The organism is Chitinophaga agrisoli (assembly GCF_008386695.1).
GTDB classification, from domain to species: domain Bacteria; phylum Bacteroidota; class Bacteroidia; order Chitinophagales; family Chitinophagaceae; genus Chitinophaga; species Chitinophaga agrisoli.
Window position 1 is genome coordinate 1,936,002 of sequence record NZ_VUOC01000004.1, and the last position, 22,210, is coordinate 1,958,211.

A 22,210-nucleotide genomic window follows, 5' to 3' on the forward strand; every position below is an offset into this window, starting at 1 on the left:
TGTTTTTTTATTGAATCCTGGCATTGTCCGGATACACCATCATTCCGCTTATTGCATGCACTACGCCGTTAACGGCCAGATGATCCTTATCCGTGTCTGATATGAGCACCAGATCTCCATATATATAAGGATTGCCGTAGTAAGGAGGACCATAGTCATTGATGATCTCGTTGTAGTTATACGGTACGATGCCCAATGCGAAATTGAACACCAGGGCAAAATCGGGCATGAAGTAGACCGGCGCATTGCCGCCCGTAAGATAGTCACCCAGAGCTGGCATTGGCGCATCATCAAAATCTGTTTTGAAGAAGAATTTGTTGGTCATGATACCGCATGTAAACAGGTTCTTCTTATAGTGTACGGTATCTATCGCAGCCAGCGCCGTTTCATCCAGTCCATATTGCAGGAATACATCATTTGTCATAGCCAGCAATGCAAAAGGCCCTGGCTTGTTCAGGCTATCCAGCAGGCCAAACTGCCTTAATGCCTGGGTATACAGGCTATATTGGGGCAAACTTTCCAATAGGGCGCGCACTGTGGGCTTAGGATACTCCAACACCTTGTCAATTACATACATCACCCCATTTTTGGCTTTGATATCTGCTTTTGTTACGTTGCCTCCATTAATGTGTATGATGGGGAGCCCGGGCATTGGAAATTGATTCTGGTAGCGGCCGGGCAGCGGCACTGAAAAGAACACATTGGCCCCGGATACACTCTTAACGGGATAGTCCACTTTTTGCGGCAGCTGGTCACTGCTCATAACACCCGGCAGTATATGATAGCCCACCAGTGTTTTCAACTGTTCCAGCTCCATATTTGCCAGGCTGTCCGCCGAAATACCCGCGTTGGCAAATGCCTGGTCCGTTGGCGCCAACAGTGTGTACATCGTGTCACCAGCCAGCAGCTTATCATACCCGGTGCGCTCCAATGCGCTGATGAAAAGCGTAAAGGAGTAATTGGCCTGCAGCACGGTTAAGAGCGGGCGTGCATCTGCCACGGGCCCCGGCTCTACCTCATCTTTTTTTATACAGCCCGCTGCTGTGATGATCAGCAGGAGGCATAAGCTGTATATATTCTGATATCTTTTCATGGTTGTTTTAGTTTTCAGGCACTTCATTAAAACCGCGCTGGATCTGCATCATGTATACACGGTCATAGATCATCTCCATGATATTCAAGGTTGAATACACATGATAGGCGTTCCCTGTATTGACGATAAGATTCAGATTAGGCGTATAGAATAAAGCAGAGCTATTGGCCGGATCATACGTATTAAAAGTATTGGGATCTCCAATGCAGCTCAGGGTAAATGGGATACTGACCTTTGTGGGATCTGCCAGGGTAAATTTCACATAAGGCAGGGTGCCAAATTTGCTTGAAGGCAAACCGGCGAGAAATGCCGATTTATCTGCGTAGGTACGCAAGGTATCCTGGCGAAAGAAAGCACTCTGTGGCAGCAGTGGCAGCGCCATATATGGGATAACGGTATCCATCGTGGTACGCAGGGTAGTATAATAGGCGTTATCATATCCCGGTAATGGGTTGAATTTGGGATCGTTCTCAAAGCCAATAGTGGCCTGGTCATCGGGTATATTGTAGGTATAATAGATACCGGTATTATCCGGGTAAAAGTGCACGAAATCGTATTGGGAAGACAAGGGCCGCTTTCCTGAGAGGTTCACGAATCCTACGTAGAGTTTATTGGTCTCAAAGGACTGGTGAATAAATGCCTCTTTCCGTACATAGAGGCCATACTTCTTGTTATCCAGGTCCCGGGATACTACTTCCAGCGTGTATACTTCCCCTTTTTCAAAGTTCACTACCGTATCCAGTAATATACTGCTCCTGTTAGCGGCAGACAACTGTTTGAAAGGCACATTGTCCTGCGGCCTGGTAACGAACAGGATGCGGTGACTGCCTTCCGGCACCTGTGCCCAGGCGGAGAGATCAAATCCGTTAATAGCAGGCGCGGTGAGCACATGCGCGTTGCCAGGATATTCGTAGTTAACCGTGTTGATGATCTGTTGGTCAGGCGATGTACCAATGGAGCTGTTAGCTTCGTTGATGGGATAGGAAAGGCTGTACAGCTGACGGGTACCTAAAAAGTCGCCCACCACGGCGCCGGTATCCGGGATGCCTGCCCCATCCATATGGGGATCCATAATAAATGTGAGGAAAGGAGCGGACTGACCGCTCTGCCATACGTCTACCGTAAATGCCAGGTCATTGAACACCCGCATGTAGGCAGCATTGCTTATTGGCGGCGCTTCCTCATATTTCTTACAACCGGTCATGATAATGAGCAGCAGGCTGGCGCCGTATAAAAAGTATCTCTTCATATTCCCTTACTTGTTATGTTTTATGACGATAAGGCGGGGATTACCACCCGCTGCAAATGTTTTTCCTACTAACGCTATTGTGTATACACCGGTTTCCGCTTTGGGCAGGGGACCGGCCGGGTACAGGGCAGTATTGGCGATACATGTGTGCTGCACATTCAATGGCGCTATATTGGCGAGCAGCTTACCCGGGGCCTGCGGCAGGTTGCCTGGCTGCGACTGGTATACCCGTATGTAGGAAGGGAAACGATCCCTTTCTGTTTGCTGCCCGTCCACAACAGAAAATGGATGATAAGGGGTGCCCCAGATATATATGATATTGGGATTCCTGGCGGGCATGATGCCGGGCGCCAGGTTGATGTATGCGTCCAGGTACCTGAGCGTATCCTGACCGACGCCCGTTGCCGGCAAAAAGTATTGCCCGTCACTGGTGAAACTGGCATAGGGGAGGTCCGGGCTCAGGTTCAGGAGACGAAACTGGAATGCATAGTTGTAACGCCTGATACGGGCGGCGCCATTGGTGCCATCATCTGGCACTAATCCTCCCATATAGCTGGACACATAGGTGGTACCCGTCATATCTGCCGCCTCAAACAACAGCCCTGGTTTGCCATCCGGCTTTTCGTATGCCCATATGGTATAGTTATCATACGGATATAGGGTCATTTGCTCCTTTGCCAGTACGGTACCGTTTTGATCTATTGCCGTTACTTCGTGGGGACCGCGTGTAAAAATGGTGTATTCAGGCGCCAGCGCGGTGGGCCTGGTAGTATTACCTATATAGTCCAGTTGCCCGCCCAGCGGAGCGCCGTCTACATTGATCGTGATCTTCTTGCCGGGCATAGCATTCAGCGCCTGCATGCGGCCATAAGTGGCATTTACGCCGGGGTCCGCTTCTGTGATCACGCGGTACACATTGATATATGGGTATAGTTTGGAAGTTTTATCGCAGGTAAAATGGGTTACTGCCGTGCTGGTGATCACCATACTGTAAACGCCTCCCGGCTTGAAAGTAAGCACCCTGGGGAAGTTCGATTCCTGGGACAATATATCGGCGCCACAAGGATTTACGTTAGGCAGCACCGGTACTTCCGAGAGCAGTTTGGCAGGATCTCCATTAACGGACAATTTAAACTGGTAAGCGCCATAGGGCAACTCTACGTATTGTGAGCTGGCGCCCTGCTGCACATTATCCAATACCTCATTTACATGTGTGCCATCCGCATAGGTGAGCGAAACCGGACCGGCCAGCTGCAACGGATCCACCGGGTCTCCCAGGTTAATGATACGCAGTTTAAACTTTGTAGCATTGGACGGCGGGATATTGTCCCGCAATATTACCTTGATCTCCCGTTTACTGGTAATGTAGTAATCACGCGGATGCACTACATCATTTTCTATCACGGTATCTAATACCGGCGGTAATTGAGATCCAGCGACTGGTATCCTGGGCTGCAACCTGAGGTGGATCTTACCGGCTTTGTCCAGCAGGCTATTGAGCACTGAGAACGGGCTGCCATCGTTCCCACTTGTCCAGGCGCCGCTTGGGAAAATAGAAAGCCCCAGCTGCGTGCCCTGTCCGCTGGTATTGGAGCCATTGCCCACATAGGCGGTAAGCGGAATATTATTGATCGTAACATCCAGATCCTGGCTATAAAAATTGAAGAGGCGTATAGCAGACACTGATCTGTCAGACACATCCAACAGCGGTACGCCATTGTCCACCTTTTCTTTTGCACAGCCACTCCCTATTACAACGAGCAACAGGAGCAGCCAAACTTGTGTATATATTTTTTTGCTAGTAAACATGATATTAGAACAGTTTATAAGTGAGCCCCAGGGAGAATTCGCTGCCTTTGTAGTATTGACGGTAGATGTATGTTTCCCCATGGTATTTTCCATTATTGCCCGGGTTCGTATATACCTGCCGGAATGCCGGATTCAGTACGTTCTTGGCAAAACCCTTTACTACAAAACGCCTGCTCAGCTTTTGGCTAAATACGAGGTCCAGCACGGGCGTGGGACGATCGTACAGGTCCGGCGTACCATCCAGCTGTACCTGGATGAGACGTGCGCCTACCATGTTAAAGGAGGCTGTTATATTGGTACCGGTAGCGCTGTTATCATAATCCAGGTAAGTATTGATGGAATAGGGCGCCTGTTCGAACACCGGGCTGGTAGCGGGTGCGCTGCGGTCGTTGATACGCGCGGCATCCAGGCGTTCCGGGTTCTTGTCAATGGTGCTCACATCCAGCAGCAGGTTAGCGCCAATGAACAGGTGGTGCAGCGGACGCCATAATTTACCCAGGTCGCGGCGGGCTTCCAGCTCCACACCATATACATGCCCTTTATTAGGGTCATTCTGGAAAATGATGAGCGGGAATTCCGGGGAGGTGGATTCGTTACCCTGGGAATGATAGATAAACACGCGCTGCAGCGGATGTTCTATGATCTTGCCAAAAACAGACGCCGCCAGTACTTCTCCGGGGCCAGTGAACCATTCCCAGCGGAAGTCCAGGTTACGGGTCAGCTGGTTCTTAAGGTCCGGGTTGCCGCCTATTACTGCGAACTGGAACGGATCAAACTCATAGATATTGGTGAGCTCCCGCAGCTCCGGCCTGGCCAGTGAAGTGCTATAAGCCATGCGGAAGTTCATATCCGAATGATAGGTATATACCAGGTTAACGGAGTAGTAGGGTTTATAATCCTCTACATAGCTGGTATTGGGCCTGTTGGTGCTGTTGCTGATCTTTTGCGCATAGCCGGTCACTGCATTCAGGTTGGACGGTATAAACACATTGGCCGTATCCACATGCGCATGGATCTCTGTAGACTCAAAGCGTACGCCGCCGATCAAACGCAAGGAAGGCATAATATGCGCATCCATCATTGCGTAGAATGCTTTTGTTTCGTAGGTGCCGGTATAGTTGTTAGGCGCTTTCCTGATCTGGTACAGGAAACCGCCTACGCGGGGCTTACCTTCCTCATCATATCCGGATGCGGATTGCAGGCCAATATAACTGGGCGATACGATCTTATCCAGATCACCATTCACCTGGTTCATTACCTGGATATTGCCGCCGCCCAGGGAAGTACCGGGCAAGCCCAGAATGTTCTCTGTAAAATCGCGCTCACGTCTCAGGTAATTCACGCCTATCTTAAACAGCTGCTCCAGTTTGCCTATGCGGAAAGGCTGTACCAGGTCTGCCTTGCCGTAGTAGTTATTTTCTTCGAGCTTACGGTATTGCCGGCCGTTAGGGTCTGCTATGATCACATTGGTATTATCACCCCCTACCCCATGCACCAGCCCTGTTACGAAGGCATAGGTATCTGTACCAATGCCCACGCCATTGGGATCCTGGAAGCGCGTGGTACGATATAACGCCACGTCGCTGGAGCGGAAGTCCGGATCATTCTGGGAACTGCGGGAAGAACTGAGGTTATAGCTCAGTTTAGGCGACCAGCCGGTATTGAACAGCTGGTGCTCGCCCTGCAGGTTATAGGTATCAAAAGTGCGGTAAGACTGGCGCAGCTGGTTAATTTCGTTATACACCGGGAATGACAGGCCTGTGTTCTGCCAGGAGCCGGTAAGGCTGCTGCCTTCTGCCTCTGCGCCACGGGTACCCATGAACTGTGCCTGGATCTCGTTACGCGCATTAAAGCGGTAGGTAACGCCAACCAGGCCGCCATAGTTCAGCGTTTTCTTACCTACGTTCTCCCGGTAGCTGAGGTATTTACCCAGGCGGGGATAAGCAGGCGTAATAAAATTGGGAATATGTAAAGGGGAAAAGATGCTTTTATTTCCGGTTACTACGCCCTGGAACAGGCTGTACTGGTTACGTTCCGCATCATAGATATCCTCTGTGCGCTGATAGTAGTTGGCGCTGGCCACTATGCCTATAGCCCGGTCATGTTTGAGGCGGTAGGTATTGCCCAGGGATACCGTGTATAACTGGTTAGGATCTGCCTTACGGTGCGAGGTGGTCAACACCGGGTCAAAGCTCTGCATGATGCGGCTTACGCGCATAGCTTCCGCAGCAGCAGCGGGGCTGTTACGGCTCTGGATGAACATATCCTGGATCTGCACCAGGCCGCCGGGATATTGTTTCTCCAGGTTCTTGAAATCCTGGGAAAGGTTATGTGTTTGCACCTTCTGTCCCAGGAAACCCAGGTCGCTGTTATAAAAGCTATTGTATTTACCACCCAGGCCTACATTGGAGTTAAAACCACCCTGCGCGGTAAATTCCACGATCAGGGAATCCGGTATAGATTTGGTCTTGAGCTCTACGAGGCCCGCGGAAGCATCTGCCGGCCGGTCCGGGCTGATGGTCTTGTATACAGTAACGTTATCCAGCAAAGCCGCCGGCACCAGGTCCAATGGCACCGCGCTGCGATCCGGGTTGGCGGAGGACAGGCGGGCGCCGTTCAATTCCGCCACTACGCTACGATCACCCAGGCCGCGCACGGCCACATACTTATCATCTGTGATGGTTACGCCGGTAACGCGTTGCAGGGCCTGTGTAGTGGTGATACTAGCCGTACGCTCTATGTTCTGTGCGGAGATACCATCCGATACCACGGCGGCGTTCTTACGCTCATTCAACAGGGCGATCTCGTTGCCCACGCGGCGGCGCGCTTCCACCTTTACTTCGCGCAGGGCGGTAGCAGAGGATTGCAGGGTGATGTTCAGCTGTACGGTAGCAGATTCTTTTACCACTGCCTTCAGCTTTTTAGTTACGAAGCCAATGTAACGGATCTCTACCTCGTAGGGACCGGCAGGCACTTCTGCCCTATAACGGCCTTTTTCATTGGTGGGAAAACCTTTGCCGTTGATGATCACGATAGCCCCGATAAGCGGTTCTTTGGTTTTAGCATCATATACGATGCCCTCCAGTACGCCCGGGGCGGCCGTTTTTTTTACGGTCAATGTTCCGTCCTCCGTAATGCCGGCAGTCAGTCCTGTACCTCTTAAAATGCGCTCCAGCACCTGATCTACGGGCATGTTCACCACGTTGAGCGAGATGGTCTTGTCTGGCAGCAGGTCTGTATTATAGGCAATACCCAGTTTAGCCTGGGCGGCTACATCCGCCAGCGCCTGCCGGATAGTGACAGCCGGCTTATTGAGCGTAATGGGACGTTTATCCTGCGATTGCTGCAGTGGCGGCATAGCAAAGGCATACGCAGCCTGCTGCGGGTATAGCCACAGGTATGCGCATAACAGTCCGTAAAAGCAATACTGTTTAGTACGTTTTAATTGCATAGAAACCTTATTTCAAAAAAATGATGTTGGCCGGTAAGATTATTGGCGGGCGTTTATGATTGTTATTACTCCTTGTTGTTCTACATAGTCCAGGTCAAGGGATTGGCAGATAACGCGCAGCACATCATGCAGCGGCGCCCTGCGATACTGTAAGGTAAGGTGCAGTGTTTCCATTTCCCGTTGCTGCAACTTCACAGGTACATGATAGATGTTCTCCAGTTCCCTGGCCACCTGTTTTAAGGACGTGCCATCGAAAGCAATACGGCCACTGATCCAGCTCATGTAATTGGTAACATTGGAATGCGCATAGTGTAACGGCGCGCTGTTGTTGTTTAATTCGCCTGCTTCGCCGGCAGCCAGCAGCACCGCAGGGCCATTCTCCTGTAGTTTGTTGCGTAAGGAGATTAAACCATCCCGTACGGCTACTATCACGCTGAAATCCGGACGATGCACCGCTACGTTAAAACTGGTGCCCAGTACGGTAATAGCGGCTTTCCCGGCATTCACGATAAAGGGATGCGCCGCGTTTTTGGTTACTTCAAAAAAGGCCTCCCCTTCGAGCATTACTTCGCGGCGCGGTCCTGTTTCATACCTGCTGGTATAGGTAAGGGACGAGTTCTCATTCAGGCGGACCACGGAGCCATCTGTGAGTTTCACCATTTTTGATTCTCCCCGTTCAGTGGCAATAGTGAAGTGTTGCACCGGGCGGTACCAGATAGCGAATATCCCGATCAATAATACGGCTGCGGCAGCAGCTGCGGGCACTGCCCAATGCAGGCGCCTGCGTTTGCCGGTTTTCTGTGGCATTACATGATGGTGCAGGCGTTCCCCAATACGGCCCATGGCTTCGCTGATCTCTTCTTTAGAGAGGTCTGGCGTGTTGCCTGGCTGATACGTATTAAACCATGCATCAAACCGTTCTTTGGCGGCAGGATCATTGTTCCCTGCCAGGTATTCTTCCATTAAACGGCGCATGCGGTCCTTCTCCTGCTGATCCATATATTGTTTAACAAGTGTTTTAACCCGTGTCCCAGATATAGGATGCAGTTTTTTTCAGGTGGTACTACGCGGGATAAAAAAAATGCTAAAAAAAGAAGTAGGTGATGTGTTTTAGTTCCTTGCGAATGATGGTGAGGGCTTTGGTGAGCTGGTTCTTAACGGTTTGGTCTGCAATATCGAGACGGCCGGCGATCTCTTTTACGGAGAGGTCCTGCTGGCGGCTCATAATAAAGATCTCCCTGCATTTTTCCGGGAGTGCGTCAATAGTGGCAGAGAGCCTGGTTTCCAGGTCCTTGGCATATAAATGATCTGCTGTTCCGGCCTTGTCGCCTACTTCCACCGCCATCATTTCTTCTATAAATACGGTTTTGGATGTGGCCGAAGAGCGGAAATACTGCAAGATCTCATTGCGGAGCATTTTAAATAAGTAACCGGCTACATTTGACTGGATCTCTATCTGTTCCCGTTTTTCCCAGAACTTAATAAATACATCGTGTACCAGCTCCTCCGCAATTTCTTTACTCTGTAGTTTGTTGGCCGCTAACAGGTATAGCTGTGCAGCGTACCTGTTATATAAGGTCTCGTAGGCCTTGTGCTGGTGTAATTTCATCTCAGCAACAAGTTGCAGATCACTTACCTCTGAGTGTGATTCCATGACAGCGGGCTAATTTTCCGTAAAACTATCAGGTGGTTTTAATTTGAAGGGAATATTTGGGTTAACGTATTGTTACGTTTTGGGAGAGGGGGAATGAGGAGGGTTTGGGAGGGTTTGGGAGGATTAAAAAAGGCCGCCCGATGAGCGGCCTTTCAAATCTTTATGAAGAGATCTCATTAGCACCAACCAGAAAATTGTTTTGAATATTTATGGCTGTTATGCAAATATTATAAGCCATCCGGTTGATGGAAACTGTTTTTATTGCTATGAATTATTCCATGCGCAGGCTTTTCACCGGGTTGGCTATAGCGGCTTTGATGGCCTGCATGCTTACCGTCATTAATGTGATCATCACAGCTGCTACTGCGGCCAGCAGGAACATCCACCAGGAAAGTGCAATACGATATTCAAAATCCTGCAGCCAACGATCCATCACATACCAGGCAATAGGCGCGGCGGCGATAAAGGCGATACCCACCAGCTTCAGGAAATCTTTTGACAACAACGATACTATACCGGTTACGGAGGCGCCCAATACTTTGCGGATACCGATCTCCTTATGACGTTGCCGCGCTGTGAAAGTGGCCAGGCCAAACAGCCCCAGGCAGGCGATAAAGATCGTGAGCCCTGCAAAGATACCGAGGATACGGCCGGTGCTTTGTTCCGCGCGATAAGTGGCGGTGAAACGCTCGTTCAGGAAGGAATAGGTGAAAGGCGCATCCGGGTTTAATTTGCGCCAGCTGTGCTCCAGATCCGTGAGCAGGCCCGGGATATTTTTGGTCTTTGTTTTCATGATGAGCGCTCCGTAACCATTGTTAAAAGTCATCATTAACGGGGAGATACGCTCATGCAAAGACCTGAAATGAAAGTCCTTTACTACACCGATGATGTGATAAGTAGTGCTTACTCCCTCGTTATCTCTATGGGTGAGTGTTTTACCAATGGCCCCACTCCCCCAGCCCATGGCTTTGACAGCGGTTTCATTCACAATGGCGGCGGAGGAATCTGTGGCAAATTCCTTTGAGAAGTTACGCCCGGCTGCGAGCTGCATACCCAGCGTGGGAATGTAATTATTGTCTACCTCATAACGAAGGGTTTTTACCTGCTCCGCCATATCATCCTCATACACAGAAAAGTTATTGCCAAAGCTGGGTCCCGCGGGCAGGTAACCAGAGGAAGTAACGTTGGCGATGCGGGCATCCTGCTCCAGCTGTTGCCGCAGTACGGCTACATTCTTATCCCCCAATAGCCAGGTTTCCGGGAGCACCAGTACCTGGTCCTTATCATAGCCTAGCTTTTTATGCTGGATATAGGACAGCTGTTTGTATACCACCGTGGTGCTTACCATCAATATAATAGAGATAAAGAACTGGAACACTACCAGGCTGCTGCGCAGGCCAAAACTGCCTTTAGCGGCGGGCGTTCTGCCTTTTAATACGTTGATGGGCTTGAAAGAAGACAGGAAAAACGCGGGATACGCGCCGGCTAGTAATCCCGTGCCTATGGCTAATATTATCAGGGCCGGCGCCAACCAGGTACGGAGCGCCAGACCCAGGGATAAGGTTTTACCTGCCAGCTGATTGAACAAAGGCAACGCGCATTGTACCAGCAAGATGGCGAGCAACATAGCCATCAACGTAAGCAGCAAAGATTCCATCAGGAACTGGCCCATGAGCTGGCCTTTTACTACGCCCATCACTTTGCGGATGCCTACTTCTTTTGAACGATTACCTGCAGCAGCGGTACTAAGGTTCATAAAATTAATGCAGGCAATGAGCAGCATGAACACAGCAATGGCGCTGAAGATATATACATAGCGGATGTCTCCGCCCGGTTCGATATCGTTGGTAGAACTGGAATGCAGGTGGATGTCTGTAAGCGGCTCCAGGAAAATCCCTACATCATTACCACCCGCGCGGAACTGCTGGATACTTACCCCCATGGCACGCTGGATCTGCGGGCCCATGTATTTGTCTACCGCGCCGGGGAGTTTGGCTTCCAATTTATGATAGTCGTATCCCTCCGGTAACACCAGGTAAGTATTATAGTTGGAGGTCATCCAGGAATCTGAACGGGCATCTGCCACCCCCGTCATGGAAGCGAACAGGTCAAAATGGAAATGGGAGTTTTCCGGAACCTTGTCAATAACGCCGGTTACCTTGTAGGCGGTATGCCAGTTCTTGAACTGGAGTACCTTGCCAATGGGGTCTTCATTACCGAAGTACTTTTGTGCGATGGCTTTGGTGATGACCAGTGTATTGGGCGCAGTGAGCGCGGTCTTCACATCACCCCGGATCAATGGCAGGGTGAAGACCTGGAAGAAGTTAGGATCTGCATAGGCGAAACCATCTTCCTTGAATGTTTTCCCATTATAGGTGATGATGGGCGAGCCGCCGCCGGAAAGGCGGGTAGCTTCCTGTACTTCGGGATAATCGCGTAGCAATGCCTGGGCCACGGGCGGGAAGACATTGGCTTCGTTCATTTGTTCCCCCTTTATGTGGCCGCGGAAGACCACACGGACCATGCGGTTGGCTTTTTCGTTGAAACGGTCGTAGCTGAGCTCGTGTTGGACGAAGAGCAGGATAATGAGACAGGTGGCAATACCGATGGCGAGCCCGGAGATGTTAATGGCGGTAAAGACCTTGTTCCGCCATAGGTTACGGAGCGCGATGCGGATGTAATTCTTTAGCACGTGCGTTTGTTTTTGCTGTTACAAGATAACGGTATTGCAAGGATGGATGCGGGAGGAGGTGCAAATGGGATGCCGGAGATGGGGAGGGTTGGGGATCAATGGGTTGCGGGAGGGGGAGTGTCCGGAATGGGACGGTTGGTGTGCGGTTTTGGAGGGGATGGTGTGAGGCGATGGCAGAATGGCTTAGAATTGTCTACAGTTAGCATCATGCAAATATCATCCATAGTCTGTTGCGGGGTAGCCTGGTGTTATTCTTCTCATTACAGGTATCGTGTGGTGGTTTATTGGAGAAAATGGCCTGTTAGCGGCATTCTCCGAAGACATTAAAAAAAATTTAGGGGCAAAAGTTTGTTATTTACAAACAATTCCTATCTTTGCAATCCCAACAAAAAACAGCTCTTTAAAAATAACAAGCGGAAGTAGCTCATTTGGTAGAGCACGACCTTGCCAAGGTCGGGGTGGCCGGTTCGAGCCCGGTCTTCCGCTCATAAGCAGGGTTCCAAATTGCGCAAGCGGTTTGGAATTTTTGTTTAAGGTTCTTTTAGATTGATTATCTTTAATTGATCTAGGTACACCCGGGTGGTGGAACTGGTAGACACGCGGGACTTAAAATCCCGTTCCCCGCAACGGGAGTGTGGGTTCAACTCCCATCCCGGGTACGAAATGAAGCTGGCGCTTCGAATTAATTGAAAAGGCATCGCGAGCGCGGTGCCTTTTTTAATTATAGTCGTTTATTAGACTAACAACCACCTGCACAATAACCTCCTTTTCATCCGGATTGCTTTCCGCAATCATAAGTGTAAGCGCTACAAGCGCATTATCAGCAATTCGCTTGGTTCCATCCAAGCGATATAGAATATTATTCTTTTCAAGGAACCAAACGAATAGGAAAGCAGCAATTCGCTTGTTCCCATCTGAAAATGAATGGTTTTTAACAACAAAGTATAAAAGATTTGCAGCCTTTTCCTCAACGCTGGGGTATAGCTCCTGACCTCCAAAAGTTTGATAAATTGTAGCTATAGAACTGCGGAATGATTCATCTTTTTCATTTCCAAATAAACCGCTTCCTCCAAACTTATTTGCTAATCCATGAATTGCTTTCATTGCATCTTCATAGGTAGCAATGAAAATTTGCCGAATATGGATCGCCTCAATTATGAGTGTGCGATGATCATATTTATCCAATATGTCCAGAGCATAAGTGTAATCAGTAAGTACCTTAAGCAGTCCATTTGCTTCATCAGACGACAACTCACTATTATCCAGCACGTTGCCCATTAATCGCACGGTTTGTTTAAGTATCTCAAACCGGCCATTTTTTTCCTGCAGGCGTTTTTCATTCAGGGAGTATCCTTTGATGAGGTATTCTTTTAAAACCTTGTTAGCCCAAATGCGAAATTGCGTTCCCCGGATGGAATTGACACGGTAGCCAACAGAAATAATCATATCAAGATTATAATGTTCTAACTCCCTCGTAACAATTCTCCTACCCTCTTTTTGAACTGTTCGGAAAATCCGAACAGTTGCTTCCTTATTTAACTCATTTGAATTAAATATATGTTTAATATGCTCACTTATATTAGCCTTGCTACTTTGAAAAAGCGCTACTATCTGCGCTTGTGTAAGCCAGATAGTATCGCTATCAACTGTAACATCAATTGCTGTTTCCCCATCTGCAGTTTGGTAAATTACAATCTGACTATTTTCCATTAAAACTTCTTATTATTCAGCGTTAACTTATCAATAAACACAAGGTCGTTAAAAGTTAGTAAATCAGAACTAATTTGGTTAGATAATTCTCCCATCCCGGGTACAAAATGAAGCTAGCGCTTCAAATTAATTAAAAGGCATCGCGAGAGCGGCGCCTTTTTGTTTTATCCTATACCTGGGATATATTACTTAATCTCAATTCTACAACTTTCCCACCGGCACCACCCCTCTTTTCATCGCATTTACCTGTTCCTGTTTAAAAGCTGGTTGAAACATTTGTTCATCGAACTGATAACAGCGGAAAAGTTCTGTAATAAAATGCATACGGTCGGTAAGATCAGACCAATCTTCCGCGCCGCTTTCCTTTAAGCTATCAGGAGTTGCATCAATTCTTGCCATCAATTCAACCAGGTCTTTACAGGAAAGGTGGGTTAACGCCGCAGGGTAGGCATGCTGCAAATCTTTGGATAACAGCAGGTTTTCATGTGGCAGATTCAGTGTCATCAGACAGGCAGTAATCTGTTTTCTTACAAGGTGCTGTAACCCGGTTATCAATTTATCAATTGCAGCTTCCAGGCGGGATGTTCTTCCGATAATTTTCAGATAGATAAACCTGAGCTGGGAAAGCAAGCTTCCGGGAGGAAATAAGAAGTCAATAACTCCCTTGCGAAAAGCTTCTTTTCCGGTAAAAGCAGCATTAAGGGAGGCCAAAATCTCAGGTTGCAGCCTGGTTTGTTCGTGAAATCCGATCTCCAGGTTAGCCAACAGCAATCTTTCCAGACGCAATTGCTCATCCTGTTCGAAAAAGGCCATATAGTAATTTGTGAAAGCTCTTCTTAAGTATTGCTGTCCATCAGGCGGATCACCAGCACGCATTTCCTGGCAGAACAATTCACAATGTTGTAATTCAAATTTAGTATTCCCAAAACAGGTAGCGATAAACCGGGAAAACTCCAGGCCTATTTCTTCAAACACTTTTTTATTTCCCTTAGCAACGGCTTCGCTTGTTTGATCAACCACTCTTGTAAGCAGACTATTTTTTACAAGTGTATGAAGCCTGGTTTTAATGGAGGAGTCCATACCCAATTGTATGGCAATTGCAATAAGTGCCTGAAATTCCTCCAACAACTCAATATCAAGCTTTGCTTCAAGTGCCCGTTGAAGGTCTTCTTTCCGGATACTCTGCCCGGCCTGCCTGGATGCCCAGGTAGCGAAGGTGCACCAATTCGCAACCGGTCCCGTACGAGCCATGATGACTTGCGAGAGTTCATAATAAGATTGTGTTATGGTCAGATTGCGCAGTACAGGATCATTAATTAACGCTATCCTTTGAATATCGGTTGTAGTTGGGGCTTGCATAATTTGCTTTTAAGGAACAAAAATAATATTATTTATAGCGTCTTTAGGCTGCCGAATGGATTATTGCGGCAAGTGAATTTTAATATCAACTGTTCATAAAATAGCTGTTTAAATAAGTTATCAATTCATCCACAAAATTATACGGAGCAATGGTACCAATGTAACCGTCAGGTCTTATGGCATACATATGCTGGTCGCTTCCGAAAAGACTGGCAAATTCGTTGTTTAATAATATAGTCTCCATCCTGACCAAAGCTTGTCAGTTCAGTGCCGGTTTCCACTTCAATCCCAAATGTTCTCAATTTAGTTCGCAGTATGTCTTCTACCTTCCATTGCGGTAATATCAGCCCCTGTGGAAAGCGGGTGTCGGGTCTTAAAAACACTTCCCGCTTAATGTCCCCTATCAGTTCAGTGCCGTTATATTGCCGGATGACCAGGTCACTTATTCCAGCTTCCGCGAATGCTTCCGCCAGGCCCAGGTCATTATAATTTCCAGGCTGCGGGGTTGTATTCCCTTGGCTCTCGAGCCGTGGTAATACTCAGGAGATTTATCTATTATCCTGATGCGAACGCTCCTGCGCGCGAGCTCACACGCCAGGGTTAACCCGGTTGGGCCGGCGCCGGCAATCAATACCGGCAAAGTCTCCATCTCAGTCATTCGAAGATCCTTTGGTTTGATCACCTGTTTTCTCCCTATGCAGATCTCCCCAATTTGACATTGCTTCCAGCATCGGTCCCATGGTTCTTCCCAGGTCCGTCAGACGATATTCAACACGCGGCGGCACCTCAGGGTAAACGATGCGCTCGATCACCTTATCTTCTTCCAATTCCCGGAGCTGCGCTACCAGCATACGTTCAGAAATACCGTCGATGGATTTTTTTAATTCGCCGTAGCGCATCGTGGTACGGTATAATTTGTATAGGATCGCAGGCTTCCAGCGGCCTCCCACAATGTTTAAAGCCCGCCCCATACCACAGGTGTCATTTATAAACTTCTCATTAAGGGCGTTGGTTGACGTGTCCTTTCTCATTTCTTACCTTTTTGTTAGTACTAACAATTTCCTCAGTACCCACAAAATTACTAACTACTATCTAATTTTGTGATAGAAAATTTATTCAACCAATTTAATAGAACAGTGTCATGAAAACTTTCAAAAACGTAGTTTACTGGCTTTTACTCGCCTACTACATTTATGTGTTCGGTTATGCATCACTTGAAAAAGTATTTCACACCAAATCAATGATGGACGGGATGAATTTCCTGGGCTTTAACTATGTCTGGACCACGCTGATCGGTTATGGAGAATTGGGCGGCTGGCTTGTTGTGCTTTTCGGTTTGTATAAACCGGAGTTCAGGAACCTGGGTATGTTGTTGTTGTTCCCCTTTGCTGTTGGCGCTTTTACTGCCCATATGGCGCATCATGAATACAGCCACTATTTTAATGCGCTGTATGTTACGGTGACTACGCCGATCATGCTGTATCTTGATAAAAATTTCAGGATCAGTATTAAGTAGTTCATACGCAGCGCAGCTATCTGTCTGCAGACACAATGAAGCTGGCGCTTCAAAGTTTATAGGGTTGTTCATTAGCGGGCAACCCTTTTTCTTTTATTCTATTTAGCTATCATTATACTGCAACATGAAATAACCTGTATTTTTGGATAGCATTTTTATCATAACCCATATAGTTCATATTCCTCAAAACCATTTTTCACTCCAAAACCCAGTATTATGAAAAAGAAAACATCAAAATCCCTCAAATTGCAGAAAATCAGAATCGCGTCCCTTTCAAAGTCTCCACAGAATTATCCCATGGCTACGGAAGACGTAGGCTGTTGGAGCAACCGGCAGACCTGCGGCTCCTGCGTGCTAACCTGCACCACTAATTTGTGTTGATCAGCATAAAAAAAGTTGCAGGGGGTTCCTGCAACTTTTTTGTTTACGACGTGTATCCTCAATACCCCGGATTCTGCACAATCTTCGGGTTCCGGTCTATCACATCCTGCGGTACCGGGTTCAGGTACATTTTTGAACTGAACACATGCGGATGGTTGAGCGGTACAATTTCATATTTCCACACTCCTGAGTTGTTGTCAGGTACTGTGTTTGAGATCTTCATCGCGTGTTTATCCACGTTCATCACCGTACTGGCCGTTTTCCAGCGGATAATATCATAAAAGCGTTTGTTCTCAAAACAAAGCTCTACCCTTCTTTCATGGTAAATAGCGGTCCGCATATCTGCCTGGGATAGTCCTGGTGCAAGATCTGGCAGGCCAGCTCTTTTGCGGACCTGGTTGATGGCATTGTATACGGTAGCATCCGGCCCTACGGCCTCGTTCTGTGCTTCTGCGTAGCCCAACAATACTTCCGCGTAGCGGTAATAGATAAAGTTAGCGCCGCTTACTGCGCCGCCACCGGGCCGTACCAACGGGTTGAGGCGCTTTTTAAAATAGTAGCCGGTGTTGCCTACGTCATCGGTGCCAAAATCGATCTGGTTTTTGGAGGGACGTACTTTATCGATGCGGGTGTATATGGTGTCCATTTTATCCATCCAGGTCATTTTATAGGGCGCGCCGTCATATACGATCCAGTCGTAGAAACGTTTCTCGCGGCCTATGTAGGGGTGCTGCGGATCATAACCGGATGTGGGGTCTGTGATGGGCTTTCCGTTTGCCATATAAAATTGGTCTACCAGCTCCTGCGTGGGGCAGTAGTTGCCCCAGGTATAGTAGGCGCCATTGATCCACACGGGACCGCCATATTGTTCAAAGGAGGAGCCCATTATAATGGCTACTACCTGCCGGTCCCATACTACTTCTGAGTTGTATTCATTGGCTTCATACCAGATAGAGGAGGTTTCGGGAAACAGTTCGTATGCTTTGCCATTACCATACAGGTCAATGAACTGTTTGAATGTAGCGGCGGCCTTCACCCAACGTTGGGCATCGTAGTTATTGTAACCGGCTATTTTGTGGGGATCGCTGCCTGCGGCGGGTTGTGCGGCGTTGAATGCAGGGCTGGCGGCATACAGCTCCACCCATCCTTTTAAAGCCAGCGCGGCGCCAAGAGTAGCCCGGCCGGCATCCGCATCGCCTTTATTATATTTAGGCGGCAGGTAACCATTTTTCGAGATAGAATCCAGCTGCGTGGTAATGAAATCCGCTGTTTCCGCAAAAGTGTTCCTGGGCGTATAGATGGCGGAACTGTCCATAGTGCGCCTGTCTGCGGGAATGGTGATAATAGGCAGCCCGCCGATGTGCATCCACAATTCACTATAAAAAAAAGCGCGGATAAAGCGGGCCTCATCGAGCCGTTTGTTGAGCCATTCCGTGGAAAAGTTGCCAGCATTATTACGTACTTCTGTAATGAAGGTGTTGCATTTGCGGATGTTGGTATAGGTAGCTGTCCAGTTGGTGAGATCCCCGGAACCGGTGATGCCTCCCCATACGGTATAGTCATTGGAGGAGGGCTCTACTATACCTTGTTTCCAGTTATAAGAGGTATAATAAAAACCCGCATCGTTATCGTCCGTGAAGTTATCCAGGTTTTCCGGCTGGTTCCAGTAGTTGGGCAAGGCACTGTAGATATCGTTGAGGAAAAGGTCGGCATTGCCTTCTGTGCTCCACTGGATCTGATCGGTCAGTTTTGCCTTATCGGTATTTTCCAGGAATTCCTTTTTGCACGACAGAATACTGAGCAGCAGTACGGCAGCGGGCAATAGCTTTATGAATCTGGTCATAATATTTTTGTTTAACAGGATGATCTAAAAAGTGACATTTAGTCCAAACACAAATACCTTCTGGTTAGGATAGGCTGTTTCCAGATCGGTATAGCCTACTTCCGGGTCCATGAATTTCATCTTGCTGAAAGTGAGCAGATTTTGTCCGGAGAAATAACAACGGAGGCTCTGCATCCTCATCGCTTTTGAAATATGGGAGGGAAGGGTGTATCCCAGCACAGCTGTTTTTAAGCGGAGATAACCTGTTTTCATCATCCAGAAATCAGAATTCTGCGTGTTATTGGCGTAGGGCGACTGGTTAGCACGGGGATATTTTGCATCTGGCGTGTTGGGCGTCCAGCGATTGTTATAGTATTCATAGGCTGAATTACTATTGTTGTTGTTGAAAGGCACCGTTTGAAAACCGCGGAAGTTCAGGCTGGCCAATGCAGACCCCTGGAAGAATAAGCTGAGGTCAAATCCTTTCCAGGAGGCGCTGGGCGTAAAGCCGTAGGTGATGAAAGGATATACCGGGTTACCGATCACTGTTTCATCATTGGAGTCTATTTTCCCATCGGGCTTACCATCGGGGCCGCTGATGTCCGCATAGCGGATGTCGCCGGGATGCAGGACGCCAAACTGGGTAACATTGTATCCGTCATCGCCGTTGATAACACCATCATTATTCTTATCATCTGCCAGGGAAAATAATCCCAGCGCATGATAGCCGAATTGTGTGCCTGTGGGCCTGTCTGTTCTTCTGCGATTGGGGTTATCAAATGTGGCGGCGGTTTCAAATACCTGGATCATTTTATTTTTAGCATAGCTGAAATTGCCGTTCAGACTTAATTGCAAACCATTGTTGAAACGGTGGCTGGTACCGGCAGAAATGTCGATACCATGGTTTTGCATGATACCCTGGTTTTCATCAGAGAGATTCAGCCCGTATTCTACCGGCACTGTTACTGCCGGTGGCAGCAGCATGCCTGTTCTTCTTTCATGAAAATAATCCAGCTCCAGTGTCAGCAAACCATTCCACAAGGTAACATCCATCCCTACGTCTGTTTTAGTGGATATTTCCCAGGTGATGCTGGGATTGGCTTCTGTAGTGATGTTAGAGCCCTGTACCATACTGCCGTTGCCGAAAGCATAAGCATTACCGTACAAATTATAGCCGTTCAGGTACTGGAATGCGGCCCCGGCCAGGTTACCTGATTTTCCCCAGGAACCCCTTAATTTAAGATAGTTGAGTGCAGAGGGATGATCCTTCAGAAAGTTCTCTTCGGAGATCACCCATCCTGCGGAGAAGGCAGGGAAATAGCCCCAGCGTTTGCCGGGAGCGAAGTAGTAGTGACCGTCGTACCGGCCGGAGGCTTCAAAAAGGTATTTATGATCATAGATATAGCCAACACGGTATACAAATCCAAGCTGGCTGCCGGTAACGGTGGTGCCGTTATTGTCGAAATCATTTTTGTTAGAGCTGCCCATGCCCAACTCATCGATGTTTACCGCAAAATTATTGCGCCGGGCGGAGAAGCCAGTGGAATCATTCTTACGGGCTTCTGCTACCAGCAGCCCGGTGAAGTCGTGTTTACCAAAGGTGTTATGATAGTTCAGAAACCCCTGATATGTGTAATACTGGTTTTTGGAATACTCCTGGTTCAGCCAGGTGTATGGCGCGGCGCTTCCTTCCGAAGTGGAGATCTGCTTCGTATATGAGTAAGGGGTGGTAGATGTGTTCTGTGAATAGAAGTAAAATGGCGTATGCCATCCTTTCACCGTAAACTCATTAGGGTCGTAACTAAAGGTTCCTTTAACACTAAGCCCTTTGATGAAAGGCAGTTGCTGTTCCACGGCGAGGGTAGTCAAGAGGGAAGTGGCGTCACGATCGGAGTAACCTGCTTTGAGGATACCAACCGGCGAGTTACCTGCAAACTCACCCCAGAGGCCATTGCTGTAATAAAGATTGGTGATAGGAATTAGCTTGTATGCGCTACGGAACAACTGTCCCGGCGTAGTAGCCGCATCCACGCTGTTGGTATTTTCGATGGCGCCAATAACGGACAACGATACTTTAGTAGTATGCGTGGCGTTTACCTCCATATTTACGTTATAATCGTATCGTTTGTAATTTATCGGGTCAAACATACCATCCTGCCTAAGGAAACCGAGACCGGCATAATACTTTATTACCTCGTTGCCACCGCTTAACTGCAGGTTATAGTTCTGAATGGGCGCATGCATGCGTACCAGGTCCTTGGTATTGCTAATAGGATACCTGTCCGGATCCTTAGCGTTCAGATCTGCATACGTATTGATGAGATCTTCTGCGAAAGGCTGTTGCGTGCCACCTGGATTTTCATTCATATAGGCCTCATTACGCAGGCGCATATAGTCCTGTGCATTCAGCATTTTAGGGTAATAGGTAGGCGTTTGCAAACCGTAGTACGCATTGAGCGACAACGTTGGCATTCCAGTCTGCCCGCGTTTGGTAGTGATCAGGATAACACCGTTGGCGCCCCCTAATCCATAGGGGGCTACAGCAGCAGCATCTTTCAATACGGTAACGGAAGCGATGGAACTGGGCGCAATCTGGTTGATGTTGTTGCGGATGATACCATCTACTACTATCAGCGGTGCGTTGTTACCGGTGGTGGCAATCCCCCTTATATGTATATCCGGGTTATCCCGGCCGGGCTGTCCGCCATTAGGGCGCATGCTGATGCCGGAAACATTTCCTGCCAGGGAATTGGAGATGTTGGTAACCGGCGATTTTGCCAGCTCCTTCCCTTGCACAGCCGCTACAGATGCGGTAGAGGAAGTTTTCTTCTGTGTGCCGTACCCCACCACCACTACTTCATTTAAGCCACTGGCGCTTTCTTTGAGGATAATGTTGAGGGGATCCGCGGTGCTTACTATTTCGATCTGTTCATAGCCCACATAACTGAACACCAGCGTAGCACCGATGGCAGCCTGTAGTTCAAAATGGCCGTTTTCATTGGTCATGGCGCCAATATTGGTGCCTTTTATTTTTATGGATACCCCAATGAGCGGGTCTCCATGTTCGTTTTTTACGATGCCGCTGATCTTAGCAACATTTACATGCCCGGATGCGATCACAATAGCGTTGTTCTCCATTACTGTGTAACGGAGTGTGGTACCGGTAAAGGTTTGGGTGAGCAGTTGCTCTACCGTGGCATTTTCTGCATGAATGGATACCGGTGGTTTTTCCGGCAGGATGTCATCGTTGTAGATAAGCCGGTAATGACTTTTTTGTTGAATAGTTTTCAGCACTGTTTTAATGCTGACTTTTTCCAGGGAGATACTGATCTTTTCCTGGATGGCAGAGGTGGCATATAAGGGCGTGATACCGCTAAACAGCAAGGCCAGGAACAATATACCCTGTAGCCCGCCATGCAGACTTTTATTTAAAGTCCATAGGAACATTATTTTCATAACATGGAATATAAGAGG

Annotated in this window: 13 protein-coding genes, 2 tRNA genes and 1 pseudogene; 3 read left to right on the forward strand and 13 right to left on the reverse strand. The window is 48.2% G+C overall.

Annotated features, from left to right (window positions below; all coding sequences use genetic code 11):
* Positions 1-7: 7 nt before the first annotated feature.
* From F0L74_RS26815 to F0L74_RS26845, 7 genes are all read right to left on the reverse strand, one after another.
* A complete protein-coding gene (locus F0L74_RS26815) occupies positions 8-1,093 on the reverse strand; it encodes a fasciclin domain-containing protein (protein WP_188316185.1) in 1,086 nt (361 codons plus the stop codon).
* A 7-nt stretch (positions 1,094-1,100) separates the two neighbouring features.
* A complete protein-coding gene (locus tag F0L74_RS26820; RefSeq protein ID WP_149840983.1) occupies positions 1,101-2,342 on the reverse strand; it encodes a hypothetical protein in 1,242 nt (413 codons plus the stop codon).
* A 6-nt stretch (positions 2,343-2,348) separates the two neighbouring features.
* Positions 2,349-4,151: a hypothetical protein gene (locus F0L74_RS26825; RefSeq protein ID WP_149840984.1), complete on the reverse strand. Its 1,803-nt coding sequence runs from the start codon at positions 4,149-4,151 to the stop codon at positions 2,349-2,351.
* Between the two features lie 4 nt (positions 4,152-4,155).
* The gene (locus tag F0L74_RS26830; protein WP_149840985.1) at positions 4,156-7,602 is read right to left on the reverse strand and encodes a TonB-dependent receptor; all 3,447 of its coding nucleotides are present in this window, start codon (positions 7,600-7,602) and stop codon (positions 4,156-4,158) included.
* 39 nt (positions 7,603-7,641) lie between these two features.
* Positions 7,642-8,601 (reverse strand): FecR family protein, encoded by a 960-nt coding sequence (locus tag F0L74_RS26835; protein ID WP_149840986.1) that lies wholly within the window; start codon positions 8,599-8,601, stop codon positions 7,642-7,644.
* A gap of 85 nt (positions 8,602-8,686) precedes the next feature.
* On the reverse strand, positions 8,687-9,256 hold the full coding sequence (locus F0L74_RS26840) for an RNA polymerase sigma-70 factor (RefSeq protein ID WP_149840987.1): 570 nt from the start codon (positions 9,254-9,256) through the stop codon (positions 8,687-8,689).
* A gap of 271 nt (positions 9,257-9,527) precedes the next feature.
* On the reverse strand, positions 9,528-11,948 hold the full coding sequence (locus tag F0L74_RS26845; RefSeq protein ID WP_149840988.1) for an ABC transporter permease: 2,421 nt from the start codon (positions 11,946-11,948) through the stop codon (positions 9,528-9,530).
* A 413-nt stretch (positions 11,949-12,361) separates the two neighbouring features.
* Here F0L74_RS26845 and F0L74_RS26850 point away from each other — a divergent pair.
* Positions 12,362-12,434, forward strand: a tRNA-Gly gene (locus F0L74_RS26850).
* 87 nt (positions 12,435-12,521) lie between these two features.
* Positions 12,522-12,607, forward strand: a tRNA-Leu gene (locus tag F0L74_RS26855).
* A 58-nt stretch (positions 12,608-12,665) separates the two neighbouring features.
* Here the strand turns inward: F0L74_RS26855 and F0L74_RS26860 are convergent.
* The 4 genes and pseudogenes from F0L74_RS26860 to F0L74_RS26875 form a co-directional block, all read right to left on the reverse strand.
* The gene (locus F0L74_RS26860; protein ID WP_149840989.1) at positions 12,666-13,658 is read right to left on the reverse strand and encodes a virulence RhuM family protein/type II toxin-antitoxin system death-on-curing family toxin; all 993 of its coding nucleotides are present in this window, start codon (positions 13,656-13,658) and stop codon (positions 12,666-12,668) included.
* A 201-nt stretch (positions 13,659-13,859) separates the two neighbouring features.
* Positions 13,860-15,017 (reverse strand): hypothetical protein, encoded by a 1,158-nt coding sequence (locus F0L74_RS26865; RefSeq protein ID WP_149840990.1) that lies wholly within the window; start codon positions 15,015-15,017, stop codon positions 13,860-13,862.
* A 167-nt stretch (positions 15,018-15,184) separates the two neighbouring features.
* Positions 15,185-15,675: pseudogene (locus tag F0L74_RS34170) on the reverse strand (FAD-dependent monooxygenase).
* On the reverse strand, positions 15,668-16,048 hold the full coding sequence (locus F0L74_RS26875; RefSeq protein WP_149840991.1) for a winged helix-turn-helix transcriptional regulator: 381 nt from the start codon (positions 16,046-16,048) through the stop codon (positions 15,668-15,670). The pseudogene F0L74_RS34170 and the gene F0L74_RS26875 overlap by 8 nt, the downstream one beginning before the upstream one ends.
* A gap of 110 nt (positions 16,049-16,158) precedes the next feature.
* Between F0L74_RS26875 and F0L74_RS26880 the strand changes: the two genes are divergently transcribed.
* On the forward strand, positions 16,159-16,533 hold the full coding sequence (locus tag F0L74_RS26880; protein ID WP_149840992.1) for a DoxX family protein: 375 nt from the start codon (positions 16,159-16,161) through the stop codon (positions 16,531-16,533).
* A gap of 439 nt (positions 16,534-16,972) precedes the next feature.
* On the opposite strand, the gene F0L74_RS26885 is transcribed toward F0L74_RS26880, so the two are convergent.
* Together F0L74_RS26885 and F0L74_RS26890 are read right to left on the reverse strand one after the other, a co-directional pair.
* Positions 16,973-18,757 carry a RagB/SusD family nutrient uptake outer membrane protein gene (locus F0L74_RS26885; RefSeq protein ID WP_149840993.1) on the reverse strand — a complete coding sequence of 595 codons (1,785 nt, stop codon included), beginning with the start codon at positions 18,755-18,757 and terminating at the stop codon, positions 16,973-16,975.
* Positions 18,758-18,781: 24 nt separating this feature from the next.
* Complete coding sequence (locus F0L74_RS26890) at positions 18,782-22,192, reverse strand: SusC/RagA family TonB-linked outer membrane protein (RefSeq protein ID WP_246197823.1); 3,411 nt, start codon at positions 22,190-22,192, stop codon at positions 18,782-18,784.
* Between the last annotated feature and the right edge of the window lie 18 nt (positions 22,193-22,210).

Bases quoted from the DNA above. Each gene is read 5' to 3' on its own strand.
- F0L74_RS26815 (WP_188316185.1), bottom strand. From the start codon at position 1,093: ATGAAAAGATATCAGAATATATACAGCTTATGCCTCCTGCTGATCATC.
- F0L74_RS26820 (WP_149840983.1), bottom strand. From the start codon at position 2,342: ATGAAGAGATACTTTTTATACGGCGCCAGCCTGCTGCTCATTATCATG.
- F0L74_RS26825 (WP_149840984.1), bottom strand. From the start codon at position 4,151: ATGTTTACTAGCAAAAAAATATATACACAAGTTTGGCTGCTCCTGTTG.
- F0L74_RS26830 (WP_149840985.1), bottom strand. From the start codon at position 7,602: ATGCAATTAAAACGTACTAAACAGTATTGCTTTTACGGACTGTTATGC.
- F0L74_RS26835 (WP_149840986.1), bottom strand. From the start codon at position 8,601: ATGGATCAGCAGGAGAAGGACCGCATGCGCCGTTTAATGGAAGAATAC.
- F0L74_RS26840 (WP_149840987.1), bottom strand. From the start codon at position 9,256: ATGGAATCACACTCAGAGGTAAGTGATCTGCAACTTGTTGCTGAGATG.
- F0L74_RS26860 (WP_149840989.1), bottom strand. From the start codon at position 13,658: ATGGAAAATAGTCAGATTGTAATTTACCAAACTGCAGATGGGGAAACA.
- F0L74_RS26865 (WP_149840990.1), bottom strand. From the start codon at position 15,017: ATGCAAGCCCCAACTACAACCGATATTCAAAGGATAGCGTTAATTAAT.
- F0L74_RS26875 (WP_149840991.1), bottom strand. From the start codon at position 16,048: ATGAGAAAGGACACGTCAACCAACGCCCTTAATGAGAAGTTTATAAAT.
- F0L74_RS26880 (WP_149840992.1), top strand. From the start codon at position 16,159: ATGAAAACTTTCAAAAACGTAGTTTACTGGCTTTTACTCGCCTACTAC.
- F0L74_RS26885 (WP_149840993.1), bottom strand. From the start codon at position 18,757: ATGACCAGATTCATAAAGCTATTGCCCGCTGCCGTACTGCTGCTCAGT.
- F0L74_RS26890 (WP_246197823.1), bottom strand. From the start codon at position 22,192: ATGAAAATAATGTTCCTATGGACTTTAAATAAAAGTCTGCATGGCGGG.